This window comes from Clostridium nitrophenolicum (assembly GCF_055391695.1).
Map to the genome: position 1 here is coordinate 3468142 of NZ_AP042469.1, position 15316 is coordinate 3483457.

General features: G+C 33.4%; 13 protein-coding genes. 3 read left to right on the top strand and 10 right to left on the bottom strand.

Features of this window, described 5'->3' with window-relative positions:
- Positions 1–161: 161 nt before the first annotated feature.
- The 10 genes from ACZ5N4_RS16575 to ACZ5N4_RS16620 all read right to left on the bottom strand — a co-directional run bounded on the left by ACZ5N4_RS16575 (position 162) and on the right by ACZ5N4_RS16620 (position 10950).
- Positions 162–1421 (bottom strand): MFS transporter, encoded by a 1260-nt coding sequence (locus ACZ5N4_RS16575; protein WP_464203605.1) that lies wholly within the window; start codon positions 1419–1421, stop codon positions 162–164.
- A 25-nt stretch (positions 1422–1446) separates the two neighbouring features.
- Positions 1447–3528, bottom strand: a complete 2082-nt coding sequence (locus ACZ5N4_RS16580) for an acetate--CoA ligase family protein (RefSeq protein ID WP_464203606.1) — start codon at positions 3526–3528, stop codon at positions 1447–1449.
- A 14-nt stretch (positions 3529–3542) separates the two neighbouring features.
- Complete coding sequence (locus tag ACZ5N4_RS16585; protein WP_464203607.1) at positions 3543–4091, bottom strand: 2-oxoacid:acceptor oxidoreductase family protein; 549 nt, start codon at positions 4089–4091, stop codon at positions 3543–3545.
- On the bottom strand, positions 4084–4824 hold the full coding sequence (locus ACZ5N4_RS16590) for a thiamine pyrophosphate-dependent enzyme (RefSeq protein ID WP_464203608.1): 741 nt from the start codon (positions 4822–4824) through the stop codon (positions 4084–4086). Before ACZ5N4_RS16590 ends, ACZ5N4_RS16585 begins: the two co-directional genes overlap by 8 nt.
- Positions 4818–5888 carry a 3-methyl-2-oxobutanoate dehydrogenase subunit VorB gene (gene vorB / locus ACZ5N4_RS16595; protein ID WP_464203609.1) on the bottom strand — a complete coding sequence of 357 codons (1071 nt, stop codon included), beginning with the start codon at positions 5886–5888 and terminating at the stop codon, positions 4818–4820. The genes ACZ5N4_RS16590 and vorB overlap by 7 nt, the downstream gene beginning before the upstream one ends.
- Positions 5889–5891: 3 nt before the next feature.
- Positions 5892–6095 carry a 4Fe-4S dicluster domain-containing protein gene (locus tag ACZ5N4_RS16600; RefSeq protein ID WP_464203610.1) on the bottom strand — a complete coding sequence of 68 codons (204 nt, stop codon included), beginning with the start codon at positions 6093–6095 and terminating at the stop codon, positions 5892–5894.
- Between the two features lie 24 nt (positions 6096–6119).
- The gene (locus ACZ5N4_RS16605; protein WP_464203611.1) at positions 6120–7268 is read right to left on the bottom strand and encodes a Glu/Leu/Phe/Val family dehydrogenase; all 1149 of its coding nucleotides are present in this window, start codon (positions 7266–7268) and stop codon (positions 6120–6122) included.
- 382 nt (positions 7269–7650) lie between these two features.
- Complete coding sequence (locus ACZ5N4_RS16610; RefSeq protein ID WP_464203244.1) at positions 7651–8226, bottom strand: transposase; 576 nt, start codon at positions 8224–8226, stop codon at positions 7651–7653.
- Positions 8189–8728 (bottom strand): helix-turn-helix domain-containing protein, encoded by a 540-nt coding sequence (locus tag ACZ5N4_RS16615; RefSeq protein ID WP_464203245.1) that lies wholly within the window; start codon positions 8726–8728, stop codon positions 8189–8191. Before ACZ5N4_RS16615 ends, ACZ5N4_RS16610 begins: the two co-directional genes overlap by 38 nt.
- Positions 8729–8916: 188 nt before the next feature.
- The gene (locus ACZ5N4_RS16620) at positions 8917–10950 is read right to left on the bottom strand and encodes a methyl-accepting chemotaxis protein (protein ID WP_464203612.1); all 2034 of its coding nucleotides are present in this window, start codon (positions 10948–10950) and stop codon (positions 8917–8919) included.
- 594 nt (positions 10951–11544) lie between these two features.
- Here ACZ5N4_RS16620 and ACZ5N4_RS16625 point away from each other — a divergent pair.
- The 3 genes from ACZ5N4_RS16625 (at position 11545) to ACZ5N4_RS16635 (ending at position 15308) form a co-directional block, all read left to right on the top strand.
- On the top strand, positions 11545–12189 hold the full coding sequence (locus ACZ5N4_RS16625) for a YidC/Oxa1 family membrane protein insertase (protein ID WP_464203613.1): 645 nt from the start codon (positions 11545–11547) through the stop codon (positions 12187–12189).
- A gap of 357 nt (positions 12190–12546) precedes the next feature.
- Positions 12547–14148: a spore germination protein gene (locus ACZ5N4_RS16630; RefSeq protein ID WP_464203614.1), complete on the top strand. Its 1602-nt coding sequence runs from the start codon at positions 12547–12549 to the stop codon at positions 14146–14148.
- A complete protein-coding gene (locus ACZ5N4_RS16635) occupies positions 14145–15308 on the top strand; it encodes a Ger(x)C family spore germination protein (RefSeq protein WP_464203615.1) in 1164 nt (387 codons plus the stop codon). The genes ACZ5N4_RS16630 and ACZ5N4_RS16635 overlap by 4 nt, the downstream gene beginning before the upstream one ends.
- Positions 15309–15316: the final 8 nt, after the last annotated feature.

Genomic DNA, 15316 nt, shown 5'->3' on the forward strand with positions numbered 1-15316 from the left:
GCTCTATAGGGAAGTTAAATTTTATTACAGTATTAACTTCCCTGCTAAAGCACTAATTTAATCATGAGAAGATATTACTAGATTATATTATAATATATTTTTCCAATTAATTCCAATAATTTGTGTTATATTTTTAAATATATCTATAAGAATAATAACTCTTATCCTTCAAAAGTTTTACCTTTAGAAATTGGCTGCATATTCTTTGTTCTTTTTCTGATTAGGAAGGATAGAATAAATCCAAGTACACCTAATCCAGCTAAAAATATAAATATATATCTGTATCCTCCATCTCCAAACCTATCCATCCAATTTCCAAACATAGTGTTAAAAAGAAAATCTGGCAAATATCCTATTATTGAAGCAAGGCCGACAACGGTACCAGTTAGATGACGAGGAATACGGCATTCTTCAATAGTTGAATACATAATCCCATACATCATAAGTGAAACTGCGCCTGGAAGCAGCGATAAAATAATTACAAAAGTAGGATTTGATCCTTTTGGAAGCATCAGAACTGTCAAATAAAGGGCTATAAGTATAGCGAAGCAAATCATAAACCACTTTGAAGTAGACTTCATCTTATCTGCCATATATCCTCCGATTGGAGCACATATGAGCATAAATACATAAGTCCTAACAATACCTAGTGCACTAGCTCCCTCAACAGGTACTCCTATGACATTTGTAAGATATGGATTGAAATAAGATCCGCTGGTGTAGAGACCATAAGTGCAGAAAATTGTAAATGCAATAAACCAAAGTAAAGGATTCTTCAATAGCCCACCAATATCTTTAAAGTGAAACTTTTCTTCTTCACTGGTTGAAACATCTTTTGAGTCATCTTCCTTAAAGAACAAGAAAACTAAAATTGCTGCTATGGTTGCCGCTGCTGAGCCTACTAGTATAGCTGCTCTTAAGCCAGCAACCTGATCAGTATAACGAGAGAATATCCAAAGGGATATGGCATTGACAATTGCTGCAGTAGCACCGTTACCTGCATAGTAAAGACCAAAGATGCGTCCCTGTTCCCCTTCATCTCCAATAAGACGTATAGCTTTTATAAGTGAAGACCAAAATACAAACCCAGTAGTAATAGCAAGTAACATCCAAATAACTTCTGCAAGAAAATAATTAAAAGTGAAAGCATATATAAGGCTTAACACTGTAGTACCAAGCAATGACAGTATAAGTGACTTTTTTGCGGAGAGTCTATCAGCGAGAAATCCACCTGGAATATAAAGAATTATGCATCCTACTGCATATAGTGTAAGCAAAAATCCCATCTGTTCGTTATTAATCTTCATAACAGCTAATACAGGATCGTAGAATACGTATTTTAAATAAGGTAAAAAATATATTGAGCCTCCACTTAAAGATAGAGCAAAAAGTGTTAAATATTTTTTGGACTTACTCACCATTTACCATCCCCTCATAATATTATATTTATTTTTTTACTATCAAAGCATCTACGGCACAAATCCCCTTTTCATAAACAAAAATTGGATTAATATCTAACTCCTTGAGACTATCCTTGTAATCGCAAGCAAAATGAGATATATTTACAATAGCATCTGCCAGCGCTTCAATATCTAGCTCAGGTTTGCCTCGATACCCTTTGAATAATTTGGATGCCTTTAAAGAGTTAAGCATGTTAAGTGCCTCACTTTTAGAAACCGGTGCAGGACACAATGAACTATCGTTAAATACTTCGACAAATATTCCTCCAAGGCCACAGAGTACACAAGGTCCAAACTGTGGATCATTATTTACACCTATTATTACTTCTAAGCCAGGTTCCCTCATTTCCTGAACTAATATACCTCCTATCCTAGCATCTGGTTTATGTTTTTTTACGCTATCTATTATCTCAGCAAAGGCACATCTAACCTCATTTTCGGATTTGACTCTTAATTTCACTGCTCCTATATCAGATTTGTGAAGAATGTCTTTAGAGTCAATCTTCATAACTACAGGATATCCAATACTATTAGCAAATTTAACAGCTTCATCAGCGTTTACAGCTACTTTTTCTTGCGGAACAGGTATACCATAGTTCTTTAAAATATTTTTACTCTCATATTCAGTCAGCACTTCTGTATTCCCTATTTTACAGCTTGAAATTGCTAGAGAAAGCTCCACCTTTCCTGGATCATAATTCACAAAGTCTGCTAAGTAGCGCAATATTTTAAATGCATATACTGTAGGAGGCAGTACCGGTACACCTATATTTTCAAGCTTATCACAATATTCTGGATTACGAGTATTCTCAACAAAAGGCATCATTACCATAGGTTTAGCTTTATCCTCTTTGGACACTTTTTCCATACCTTCTGCCATATAGTGTATTGCAGGATCTGCTATTTCTTCTAAAAGTGTATAACCAATTACAACCATTCCTATATTAGGATCAGACATTACAGTTCTTAAAGCTGTTGCATATAAATCACTGTCATAGGATAGAGAGGCAGTCATATCTAAGGGGTTATTAGGAGTAGCATAATAAGGCAAAATGTTATTTAACTTATCAATAGTGCTCTGCTCAAAGTCTGGATATTCTATCCCGCTCATAAAGCCAAGATCAGCACAAACTCCAGTTTCTCCACCGGAAAGACTCATAGCGGCAAAGGTTCCTATTTCAGGGTACTTAGGTAATATTGAAAGCATTAATGATGTCGCTAGAAGCTCCTCTATATCATCTACTCTTATAACACCAAACTTTTTAAAAACAGCATCATAAACCTTATCAGCTCCAGCTAGACTTCCTGTGTGCGATGATGCAATGGATCCTCCCTTCTCCGAACGTCCTACTTTTAAAATTACAACAGGCTTCCGCTTAAGTGCAGCTTTTTTAAGTGAAGCTTCAAATTTATTAGGATTCTTTATTCCTTCTAGATAAATTGCAACAACTCTTGTATTGTCATCATCAACAAGATAATTAAGATAGTCCTCTATTTCTACTATTGAGCTATTTCCAGCAGATATGATATATGAAAATTTCACATTTGGGCTTTCCATCATTGATAAACAAATTTGCCCGCTCTGGGATATTAATCCAACAGAGCCTCCTCTATCACGATGATTAGATATGAATGCAAAAGAGTTAACACTACTGGAATAATTCACAAAACCTGCACAATTTGGACCCATAAGCGCTATATCTAATTCTCTGCAAAGGCTCTTAAGTTCCTCCTCTTCCATCTGTCCTTCTGCAGTTCCCACTTCAGAATATCCACTGGCAAAGACTACTGCACCTTTAGCTCCTTTAGCAGAAGCCTCTTTCAAAAGCGAATTTACTGTAGTTTTTGGTGTACATATTACTACGAGATCTATATTTTCTGGAAGTTCCGAAATACTTTTATAGCATTTTACTCCAAATATAGAATCACGTTTTGGGTTCACAAAGTAAACTTTGGATAAATCCATGTATTTTATTATATTTCTACAAGTGTCTCCACCAAAACCCTCTTTTTCACTGGCTCCAACAACACATACTTTCTGTGGATTTAACAACTTGGTAATATCCATAATCCACCTCCACCTTAACCTTTAGCAATATACTGGGCAGCATCTTCATATCCTTTTTCAAAGCACATAATATTCTTCGTATTGCTCTTTCCTTTTGCAATAAAGAAGTTTTCAATGCCTCTTTTTATAACCTCTTTATCAAACAATGTTGTGGCTGCAGCCATTGCGCCTATTATTGCTATATTGGCACCTCTAGGATTTTCAAGTCTATCTGCAATTTCCGTAACGGAGACTTCTACAACCTTAATATCTTGACGGAATTTATAATTTGTTATTATGGATTTATTTGAAATAACTACTCCACCAGGCTTTACCATACTCTCGAATCTTCTTATTGAAGGCTCATTCATAGCAATGAGGATATCAATATTTTTTACAAAAGGACTTGAAATTTTCTTACTGTTTATTTTTACATTACAGTTAGCAGTACCTCCACGCATTTCAGAGCCATAGGAAGGTATCCATGTTACATTTTTTCCATTGTCCATACCGGTTTTTGCTAAAATTAATCCGGTAGTCAAAACACCCTGACCGCCAAAGCCGGAGCAAATTATATCAGCCATTATTCCTACCTCCCCTTTTTATAAATTCACCTATGTTATATACTTTAGCAACGTTGTTTTTAATGTGTTCAAGTGATTTAACTGGCGCTAATCCCCAATTTGTCGGACAAGGAGAGAGAACCTCAACAAAAGAATATCCTTCACCTGATATTTGGGCTTCAAAGGCATTTCGTATATACTTCTTTGTTCGATTAATAGCTGCAACATCCATAACAGATCCTCGAGCAAGATATGCAATATCAAGAGTTTTCATAAATTCTATGACGTTAACTGGATTTCCTGAAATATTAACATCCCTTCCCTTAGGAGATGTAGTTGTCTTTTGACCATTTAAAGATGTTGGGGCCATCTGTCCGCCAGTCATTCCAAACACTCCATTGTTAACAAAAATAACAGTAATTTTTTCATTTCTAATAGCTGCATAAAGAGTTTCTGAGAACCCTATAGCTAGTGCATCTCCATCACCTTGATAAGAGAATACAGGATTTTCAGGTCTGCATCTCTTTATTCCAGCAGCCACTGCAGCTGCTCGACCGTGCTGTGCTTGAATCCAGTCAACTCCAAAGGTATCTATCATAAGGCAAGCACATCCAACTGCAACAACTCCAATAGCCTTTTTATCTAAACCCATTTCCTCCAAAACTTCTGCTACTAATCGGTTCACAATCCCATGGCCGCAGCCAGGGCAGTATTTGTTATCTTCTACAAGTAAACTTGACTTTTTCTTTAACATGATGCACTATACACCTCCTTGACTGAACCATTAAGTATTTCATAACAAATTTCAATAAGCTTTGAAGCATCTGGCACTTTACTGCCTGCTAAATAACTGTAAACTGATATTCTCATATTACAAGCTAATGCAACATCCTCCACCATCTGGCCGAGAGCTGAAAGCTCAACAGAACATAGAGCTTTAACATTTTTAAGATTTCTAAAGGCTTTTTTAGGGTATGGCCAAAGTGTAATAGGTCTTATAAGTCCAAGTTTTAGTCCCTTTTCGCGGCCTATTTCTACAGCTTCTTGACATGCTCTTGAGGATATTCCATATGCAACAAGAACAACTTCTGCATCGCTAATTTGGAATTCTTCCCAAAGCTGCTCCTTCTCTTCAATAGTGTCATATTTGTGTTTAATATAGTCATCATAATCCTCTTTATAATACATGACTGAGGTAATTCGCCTAAATGGATCTTCACCTTTTCCTTTTAGTGACCAACTAAATTTATCAGGATTATGCTCAATAGCTTCTTTTAGTTCAACAGGTTCCATCATTTGACTGATAGAGGAATCTGATAAAATAATTACAGGGTTTTTGTACTGTTCTGCTTTTTCATAAGCAAAATAAACTAGATCTGCTGCCTCCTGAACAGATGCAGGAGCATAAACTGGACATCTATAATCGCTGTGACCTCCGTTTTTTGCAGTTTGCCAATAATCTCCTTGACCTTGATATATATCACCAAGGCCACTGCCATAGCGCATAACATTTATAATTACGCAGGGAAGTTCTGCAGATGCTATATAGGATATGCCTTCTTGAAGGAGGCTGTATCCTGGACCAGATGAGCTTGTTAGTACTCTAAATCCAGCGGCTGCTCCACCATACACCATTGATATTCCAGCAATTTCCGATTCTGTTTGTACAAATTTGCCCCCTACCTGAGGCATACGCCAAGATAAATATTCAAGTATTTCACTTTGAGGAGTTATAGGATAGCCTGCAAATAAGCGACAGCCTGCTCTGATAGCTGCTTCAGCCATGGCTTCATTCCCCTTCATGAGTTCTTTAACCATACTCTACACCTCCACTATTTCAAAGACATAATCAGGACATACTGTGTGGCAAATACCACATTTTACACACTTGCTCTCATCTACATCTACAACTTGATATCCTTTTTTATTAATATAGCTTGATATGGATATAGCTTCTTTAGGGCAGAAATTCATGCAGTATCTGCAGCCTTTGCAGCTCTCTACATGCAATATTGTTTTTTCCATTAACCATCCCTCCATTAAATATCCCTATATGTCAGGTGTATCCATAATAGTTGGCGCAAATAACTCCATAGCTACTTCACGTTGAGATTTTCCTTGTTTTTTTGCTTCTTCAAATATTTTTCTTGTATTTTTGCGACAAAGTTGTTCTATATCATCAACAGCAGCCTGAGGGTCCTTTTCTATAAGACCAAATATAATAGCATCATAAAATCTAATTGCACCGAGATTAGCAACAAAGTCTACAACAACATCTATATCTCTTTCTTCAATGATTTTATCTCCTTCTGGCGATATAGGAATATTAGCAGCCTCGCATATAAGTGAAGCTCTTACCTTATGAGCATTATCTCTATTTATAACGTCCTCTAATGCAGCTGGTATGAGAATATCGCAATCTACATCTAGCCATGCATTGTTTGGAAGTACTTTATAATTACTTTCAAAGTAGCTTGAATCCATTTCTCCTTTTGGTTTTTTATGAGCAATTAACTTATCTATATCTAAACCATCTTCACAGGTAACTAGACAATTTGCATCAGATATTCCTACAATTTTGTAACCTAATTTATCAAGGCATTTTGCAGCACTTGCGCCAACGCATCCGAAACCTTGAATTACTACGCGAGCTCCTGCTTTTCCACTTTTAAACTTCCAAGCCTCATCTGCAGAGAAGGCAACTCCATATCCAGTTACCATGTCATACATTAAAAAGCCATCATATTGCATATCCACCATTTCATCATGATCTTTTATCCCCTTCTGAATTTTTGGATCTGCCTTCATAGCTTTAGTTTGCGGAAGGCCTATATCTATCTCATCCAGTATCTCTAAAACATCACCATAGTCCACTCCAAGATCTCCGCCTATTGAAACACCAGCTTTAATGTAAGGTGCCATAGCAATTATATAACGACGAAGAACATCTTTTGCATCTGGCGCTTTATAATCATAGGCAATGCCACCTTTGCAGCCTCCTGTAGTAGTAGATTCACATGCTGTATATTTATATGCCATTGTATGTGCTAATCTTATTACCTCCTCTTTTGTTACTGTTGGATGCATTCTTGTTCCGCCTCCGCAATAGTTGTTTACAAAATTATATGCACATAGCCATCCTACCGCCTTTGTCTCAGTGTCGTTCCACTCAACTACTACATAAGGTTTATTCATCATAATTGATACCCCCATAAATCATTAATTAATTGTATACAAATATATATTCTTGTTTTTTGTATACAATTACTAAAATTTAATTTTTTTCACGATTTATCATAAATAATCTTTATATTGTTAAATTGTGATAATAAATAACTTCAATATTTAATTAAAGTTAAAATGCTGTCATATATCTATTCATATGTTTTTAACATATAGAGGTTTGCACATTGTATACAATTTAAATTTATAGAATCCTTAAGTAACATTTATATGTAATGTAAATAAAAATAAAGCAGATTGTGAATTAAAGTTCACAATCTGCTTTTAAGTTTACTAATTACATAAGAAATATTAAATTTAACAAGCTTTATATAGATAAACAAACTCAAAGCTAGACTTATTTATAGTAATTTTTAGCGTAAACTAAGGACTTAATCATATCCTTTTGTTCATTAAAATGATGATAAACCATTTTGATTGACTCAAAAAGTTCATCAATAGAAAAATATGCACTTGCACTAAACATGCAATTTTTTAATTTATTCCAGATATTCTCCTGAGGATTTAGCTTAGGAGAATATCTAGGAGTATTTATTAAAAACAACTCACCTCTATGAGTTTCGGCGAAAGCCTGCATAGCCTTACTAACATGAAATCCCGCATTATCTAATAGAACATATACTTTTTTACCTACATTGATATCAAGTAGTCGCTTAAGAAACAATTTCACTTCTTCAGAGGTAATTACTTGTTTTGCCGAATAGGCATCTATGACAGTATCAAAGTTTTTAGTAATTTCAGTAGCACCTATTAGGTTAAGTCCTTCATGGCAATTGTTGCTCTCTAAAACAGGGGATATTCCTACGAGACTCCACGTTCTACGAATATCAGACTCCGTCCTAAGACCAGTTTCATCCATGGCATAAAATACACACTCAGAAGAGTTTTCTACAGAAATTAGAAGGGTTTTCATTTTTTAAAAAGGTTTTTTGTTCAACCTTATCAGCCTTAGTCGGCTTGCGCTGCGCTCTTTTATAGCTAAGATTATTTCGTTTTAACAATATTCTTATATATTCCTTAGAGTACTTTTCGCCATAGTTTTGATAAATGTACTCTACAAGAAGAGGACAGGTCCATACGTTACCTATAAATCCAAAATCATTAGGCCGTGTGTGTAATACAGTATTTATTAGATCATCCAACATCTCAGCACTAAAAGTTCCCTCTGAACCTCCACGATGATTTTCTAATGCCTTTAAGCCCCTAGAATTCCATCTTTTTATATAGTCTATAACTGTTTGTTTAGACTTTAATAAGAATCGGCCAATTTTTATGGTACTAAAACCCTCGTAGCGCATAATCACAGCAGTTAATACATTTCTAGCAAATTCATCTTCATGTGAATTTCTTATTTTCTTAAGTTCTTCTGTTGTGAATCCATATAATGATTCAATTTCCATACCTCTTCTACCCATAGTAACCTCTCCTAACTAAGTTTTACTTAACTTTAGTCTGTGCAGAAATCACTATAATATTTTGAATAAGTCAATCATGGAGTTGGTTTATCTATATAGATATCCAACTTCGATAATTGACTTAACCAAAGTACCCCTATGAATACCGCTGATAAGTCAAGCACTCAAGTTGGATATCTATAAATGCACTAAATCTTAAATTCTTTTATAACTTCCTCTAGTCTATCTACACTCTTTATATTTTCTACTGCATTTTCATTTACCTTCTGAAGCTTTTCAAATATATTTGCAGCTTTTTCAGTTATATTCTGCACTCCTTCAGCACTATCATTTACAGTAGAAGCTGTTTCATTTATAGCTTTTACTATTCCTTCAATTGAAGCATTTAACTCCTCTGCAACGGCACTAAAATCCATCATAAATTCATTTATATCATCTGCATCAGTATTGTACTGATTAGCTACGTCTACCATATTTTTATATTCTTTTGTTACAGTTTTTTCAACAAAATTTAGTATACTTACGGAACTTTCTATCAGCTTCTTTACAGAACTCTCTACTGTACCTACAACATTTTGTATATTACCAGCGGTAGCTGCAGACTCCTCTGCAAGCTTTCTAACTTCATCGGCGACTACTGCAAATCCCTTTCCAGCTTCTCCGGCTCTAGCTGCTTCAATAGCCGCATTTAAAGCTAACAAGTTTGTTTGGCTTGTAATGTTAAGTATACCTTCTGTAAGTTCATTTATTTTATTTACTGCTTTACTGCCTTCTATAGCCATCTCAAGATCAGCTTTTACGTTACTATAGATATTCTCCGCTTCTTTTATAGATTTAACGGAAGTCTCTTTTAAGCTTTCAGCTCTTTTTGAAATATCGTTAGAACTTTCGGATCCTCTTTCTGCCTTTCCAGCCATAGATGCTACAGCATTCACCATCTCTCCAGAGGCTGCAGAGATTTCTTCCGTTGTAGCTGCAGTCTCCTCCATAGCGGCTGATAAATTTTCAGCTTCTGTTGAAGTTTCTTGTGCGTATCCTCTTAATTCCTCTGTAAGCTTCTGTACAAAGGCTGCATTACTACTTACATTGTTTGAAACTACCGATAAATCTTCTATTACTCTTCTCAATATTTTTCTCATATTAGCAATAGCTCTAAATATATCGCCTATTTCATCTTTATAATTATAAAGATATTCGTACTCTTTATAATATGTTAAATCAAGCTTACAAGTTTTGTCTACAATCTCAGTAACCTTTTCTATAGGATCTGTTATTTTCTTTGATATAATACTGGATATTAAAATTGCCGCCAAAGCTATTCCAATCATGATGGCTATTATCATAAAAGTTACTTTTCTAGCACCAGAAATTATATCAGATTTATCTGCTGATAAGACAAATGTCCAATTTACACCTGGTATTATTTCATAATAAGAGACCTTTTCTTTTCCGCTAAATAAGTATTCAATCATGCCGTCATTTAACTTTTCACCACTTTGTACTTTTTTTACAACCTCTTTTATCTTATCATTTTCTACTGGCTTACCTATTTTTTCTTTAGTCGGATGGGAAATTATATTTCCTTTTTCATCTACTAAATAAGCATAGCTACTGCTTGCCCCTGCTATTTTTATATCTTTAAAATATTTAGAAAAACTTTCTGCCCTCACTGCAGAAGCAGAATATCCATAAATTGTTCCATTTATTATTATTGGACTAGTCACCACTATAATTTGTGCGCCGCTTGATTTTGAAGTTAGCGTCTCACTAATTGCTGTTTTGCCTTTTAAAGCTTCTTTATTATAGTTTCTATCTGATATATTTTGATTAATAAGTTTTCTATCGCTGTCCGCTATTATAATTCCTTTATTATTTACTATAAAAGTATGTTCTACATTGCCCTGCTTTTTTACATATTCATCTAATTCTTTATTAACGCTTTCAGCAGCAGTTTTATAGACTTCAGAATCATAAGAACTATTATGAAGTTGAAGAAGTTCAACAATTGATTTTTTGTTAGACAGTCCCTCTATATCTGTACTTTCTTTTTCAAGCATTACAGATATAGTTTCTGTAGAACTTTTAGATATGGATTTCATTTCAGTTTGACTGGCATCATAAAGTTTTGTGGATACTTGATAGTATACCACTGAACAAGATATTAACATTGTAATTAAAATAAGTGCCCCTATAAACATTGGAATTTTCTGTTTTATACGCATTCTACCACTCCTTCGTCATTGTACTTAAAATAGGTACCTTATTTTATATTTATCGCAACTTTATTAAGTTTCTTTAAAAATATTATTAAATTTTGTCTATATTGATGTAATAGTATCTGGAATATGAATATTATATTGAGCGTTATTGTAATTGCTTATTTACAAATAACTTAAAAAGATTTATACTATGTTTAGAGTTAATGCAAACTATATAATATGATTAAATTATTAATATAGCGTTATATCCTTATAATTATTTATTATCAGTTCACATAAGTGATATAACGATGAATAATCTAAAAGTATGGAGTAGATAATTATGGAGCAAGATATTATAAATATATTTCATTTGTTTTTTATAGTTGTTTTCTTTACAAGCATTTTTTCCTATGCTATTTATTCAATAAAACAACTTGTTAGGAATTTTAATTTTCAATTTGTAAAAAAGGTTTATTGTAAGGCTTTAAACTTTCGGAAACTCATGATGAGGAAAGACTATATATCTTTTGAAAAATATGAGGTATGGCGGTTTTGTGTTGAATTTTAAAAGAGAAGGTGTTCTATCAATAAAAATATAACATAAGGAGAGATAATATGAACATCATTTCCAGTGTATTAAATACATCGCTAGACTATTTCTTTAACTTAACAGGTGATTGGGGCGTTGCAATAATTTTACTGACCCTACTAGTTAGAACACTTCTTCTACCAATGTCAATGAAGCAAAAATTAAGCATGCAGCAACAACAAGGTTTATCTAAAAAGATTGAAGAGTTAAAGGAGAGGTATAAAAATAATAAAGAAAAACTAGAATCAGAATTGCAAAAACACTATCAACAAAGTGCTAAAAGCATGTTTGGATGTTTGATAAGTCTTCTGCAGCTTCCAATAATATTTACATTATACAGTGTAATTTTAAAAATGCCTGTTCATACAGGAACAATTATTATTCCTTGGGTAACAAGCATTAAGCTACCAGATAGCTATTTTGTTCTTCCTATATTATATGCACTTACTACTTTAAGTCCAAATTTACTTTCATATTTTTCATTTTTAAAAGTAAGTTCTTATAACAATATGCCAAAATCTACCCTTATACTGACAAGTATTTTCAGCATACTAATAACAATAAAAATCCCAATAGCTGTTGGGATTTACCTTATAACAACAAGTTTATTTTCTTTAATGGAAGAAATAGCCTTTAGATTATACTTAAAAAATAGAAGTTTAAGTTATTAATATAGTCTTATTTAGGGAGTAGAATAAATCTAAAAATATATAGTGAGAATCTTATCTTATAAACAGGCTTCTAAGCTTCAGGTGGAGTTTTAAACTCCATCTGAAGCTTAGAAGCCGTTATCCAGTGGCGGTAGACATCGGATAAAATAAAGCCTATATCTTATTTTACACGGTAATTTAAGATATAGGCTAATTATGTTTTCTTATTATAGATATCCTGTTGATAGACTGGAGTTTTTCTATTTGCAAATGATGCTAGTGACTAGCACAACGAGTAAAAATTAATATATTTATACGAAATATAGGTAATACTAAATACACATAATTATAAATTTATAAGTTTAATAGGTGATATCTATGTTAGATAAACTTTTAAGAAAGCTTAACTATTTTAAAATAATTAATGACCCTAAAAATTATGAAGAAACCATTAGTAACGAACCACTCCCTACTCCTATTTCAAAAAATATTAAAGATAATTTCGAAAAAATTAAGAGTATTTTTCAAAATGATATAGATATAAATATTCGCCAGTTTTTAATAGGTCAAAATAATGTGAAAGCATTGGTTGTTAGCATGGAAGGCTTAAGCGAAACAAGCGCAGTAAACAAAAATATACTTGAGAATTTAATGTGGGAAATCCGCAAAATTCCTATTGATTATGACATTAACTTAGAAAATATTAAAAATTATGCAATAAGCAGCAATAAGATAAGAGAAGTGTCTACTATAGAGGCAGCTGTAGATGGAATATTAAATGGTAATGCAGTTCTTTTTCTAGATAAAGAAGGTACTGCGCTTGAATTAGGAACGCAAGCCTGGGAGCATAGAGGAGTTGATCTACCACAAACTGAAAATACAGTAAGGGGACCTCGTGAAAGTTTTACAGAAACAATGAGTGTAAATACATCACTTGTTAGAAGAAAAATAAAAAATTCTGATTTAAAAATAGAAGAGATGATTATTGGCAAAAGGACTAGAACTAAAATATGTATTGTATATTTAAAGGACATTGCAAATATTAAAATTCTAGAAGAAGTAAGGAATAGATTAAAATCTATAAATATTGATGCTATTCTTGAGTCTGGGTACATTGAAGAATTTATTAAAGATTCTCCCTTTTCTGTATTTCCTACAGTTGGAAATACAGAAGTGCCTGACAAATTTGCAGCAAAAATACTGGAGGGCAGGATTGGTATTCTCACAGAAGGTACACCAATAGCACTAACTGTGCCATTTCTTTTTGTGGAAGGTCTACAGGTCACTGAGGATTATTATTCTGCACCATTTTTAGTAACACAAATTAGGCTATTAAGAACAATAGCCTTTCATTTCACTATTTTTGCTCCTGCAGTTTTTGTTGCTATAACAACTTTCCATCCTTCTTTTATACCACAGAATCTTATGCTTGTAATATCAACAACAAGAGAGAAAATCCCTTTTCCTGCTGTTGTAGAAGGGCTCTTTATGGGAATTATATTTGAGGTAATTAAAGAAGCTGGCGTACGTATGCCCCGTGCAGTAGGTCAGGCAATAAGCATAGTTGGCGCTCTAATTATGGGTGAGGTTGCAGTTACTGCTGGATTAGTAAGCCCTTTAATGATTATAGTAATGTCATTAAGTGGTATGATGAGTTTTTTATTACCACCACAAATTGATCCTATTACATTGCTAAGATTTCCGTTTATCATAGCTGGAGGTGTATTAGGGTTATTTGGAGTGATATGGTGTTACATATTTATGATAATTCACCTTGCTTCTTTACGTTCTTTTGGAGTTCCATATTTTTCACCAATTATGCCTTTTAATTTTAAAGGTATGAAGGATTTTATTCTAAGAGTTCCATGGTGGTTAATGAAAACAAGACCTAGTTCAATAGTATGGAAAGAATCTCAGCGTGTTTCTAATAACAGTAAACCTGATCCCAGTAATGGTAAGGTTGGTGATGAACAAAAATGAAAAAGAAGTTCATTTTTTTAATAGCGCTAGTTTTATCTACCATAAACCTAACAGGATGTTGGGATTCCTATGAAGTTAATCAAAGAGAATTAGTTTCTGCAGTTGGTATTGATAAATCAGATGAAAAGGGTAAAATAATTGTTACATTTCAAAGTATAATACCTGAACGTATATCTACGCCTGTAAAGCCTGGAAGTAATAAAAATAATGTTCACGTAGTTTCAATAACAGCAAATTCAATAACAGACTCATTAGTAAAATATAATCAAAGAACAAGTAAAATACCTGAAATTCAACACAATAGGATTTATGTCATTGGAGAGGATTTAGCAAAGGAAGGCGTTAACTCATTTATTGATGGTATATTTAGATCCTACGAATTTCGTGCCAGCGGTTGGATTTTGGCCTGCAAAGGAAAGGCATCTGATATTCTTAACAAAAAAGTTGATGCTTCAGCAATACCTGCTGATTATTTAGTTAATCTTATAACCATTGGCAATTATATGGCCACCGTGCCGACAGAGACTTTACATACCTTCATGATGAAGCTTTCAAGCAAAACAACATCACCAGTGGTTACAGAACTTGAAATAAAAGAAAAGAATGAAGGAGAATCTGGTGACATAGGATATAATGGCTGTGGAGTTTTTAAGCAAGATAAACTGGTTGGGTGGCTTAATATGAATGAGACTAGAGGACTTTTGTGGATGACTAATCAAATTGGTAGAGGCGTTCTCTTATCTGGCTATCCAGGTACAGCCAGTGAAAGTATAAGCCAACAAATAGTAAAATCAAAAGTAAAAATAAAACCTAAAATGGTAAATGGAGAAATTATTATATCTTTATATATTCAGGAAGAAGGATCAGTACTTGAAAATGATAAAGGTGTAAATATAAATTCACCTGAAACTATCAAAGCACTTGAAGAGGGATTTGCAATTGAAATAAAAAAAGAAGTTAATGACTGTCTTGAAAAGATTCAAAAAGATTATAAAACAGATATTGTTGGCTTTGGTGATAAAATTCATAAGAATTTACCTAGGGAATGGAAGAAAATCGAATCAAAATGGGATAATATATATCCAAATATAAAAACAGAGGTAAATGTTGAAGTTAAATTAAAAAGTACGGGTAAAATAATTAATTCTGTCGCCCCATAAAAGGAGTT

Excerpts from the sequence above, each read along its gene's own strand:
- ACZ5N4_RS16575 (WP_464203605.1), bottom strand. The coding sequence starts at position 1,421 with ATGGTGAGTAAGTCCAAAAAATATTTAACACTTTTTGCTCTATCTTTA.
- ACZ5N4_RS16580 (WP_464203606.1), bottom strand. The coding sequence starts at position 3,528 with ATGGATATTACCAAGTTGTTAAATCCACAGAAAGTATGTGTTGTTGGA.
- ACZ5N4_RS16585 (WP_464203607.1), bottom strand. The coding sequence starts at position 4,091 with ATGGCTGATATAATTTGCTCCGGCTTTGGCGGTCAGGGTGTTTTGACT.
- ACZ5N4_RS16590 (WP_464203608.1), bottom strand. The coding sequence starts at position 4,824 with ATGTTAAAGAAAAAGTCAAGTTTACTTGTAGAAGATAACAAATACTGC.
- vorB (WP_464203609.1), bottom strand. The coding sequence starts at position 5,888 with ATGGTTAAAGAACTCATGAAGGGGAATGAAGCCATGGCTGAAGCAGCT.
- ACZ5N4_RS16600 (WP_464203610.1), bottom strand. The coding sequence starts at position 6,095 with ATGGAAAAAACAATATTGCATGTAGAGAGCTGCAAAGGCTGCAGATAC.
- ACZ5N4_RS16605 (WP_464203611.1), bottom strand. The coding sequence starts at position 7,268 with ATGATGAATAAACCTTATGTAGTAGTTGAGTGGAACGACACTGAGACA.
- ACZ5N4_RS16610 (WP_464203244.1), bottom strand. The coding sequence starts at position 8,226 with ATGAAAACCCTTCTAATTTCTGTAGAAAACTCTTCTGAGTGTGTATTT.
- ACZ5N4_RS16615 (WP_464203245.1), bottom strand. The coding sequence starts at position 8,728 with ATGGGTAGAAGAGGTATGGAAATTGAATCATTATATGGATTCACAACA.
- ACZ5N4_RS16620 (WP_464203612.1), bottom strand. The coding sequence starts at position 10,950 with ATGCGTATAAAACAGAAAATTCCAATGTTTATAGGGGCACTTATTTTA.
- ACZ5N4_RS16625 (WP_464203613.1), top strand. The coding sequence starts at position 11,545 with ATGAACATCATTTCCAGTGTATTAAATACATCGCTAGACTATTTCTTT.
- ACZ5N4_RS16630 (WP_464203614.1), top strand. The coding sequence starts at position 12,547 with ATGTTAGATAAACTTTTAAGAAAGCTTAACTATTTTAAAATAATTAAT.
- ACZ5N4_RS16635 (WP_464203615.1), top strand. The coding sequence starts at position 14,145 with ATGAAAAAGAAGTTCATTTTTTTAATAGCGCTAGTTTTATCTACCATA.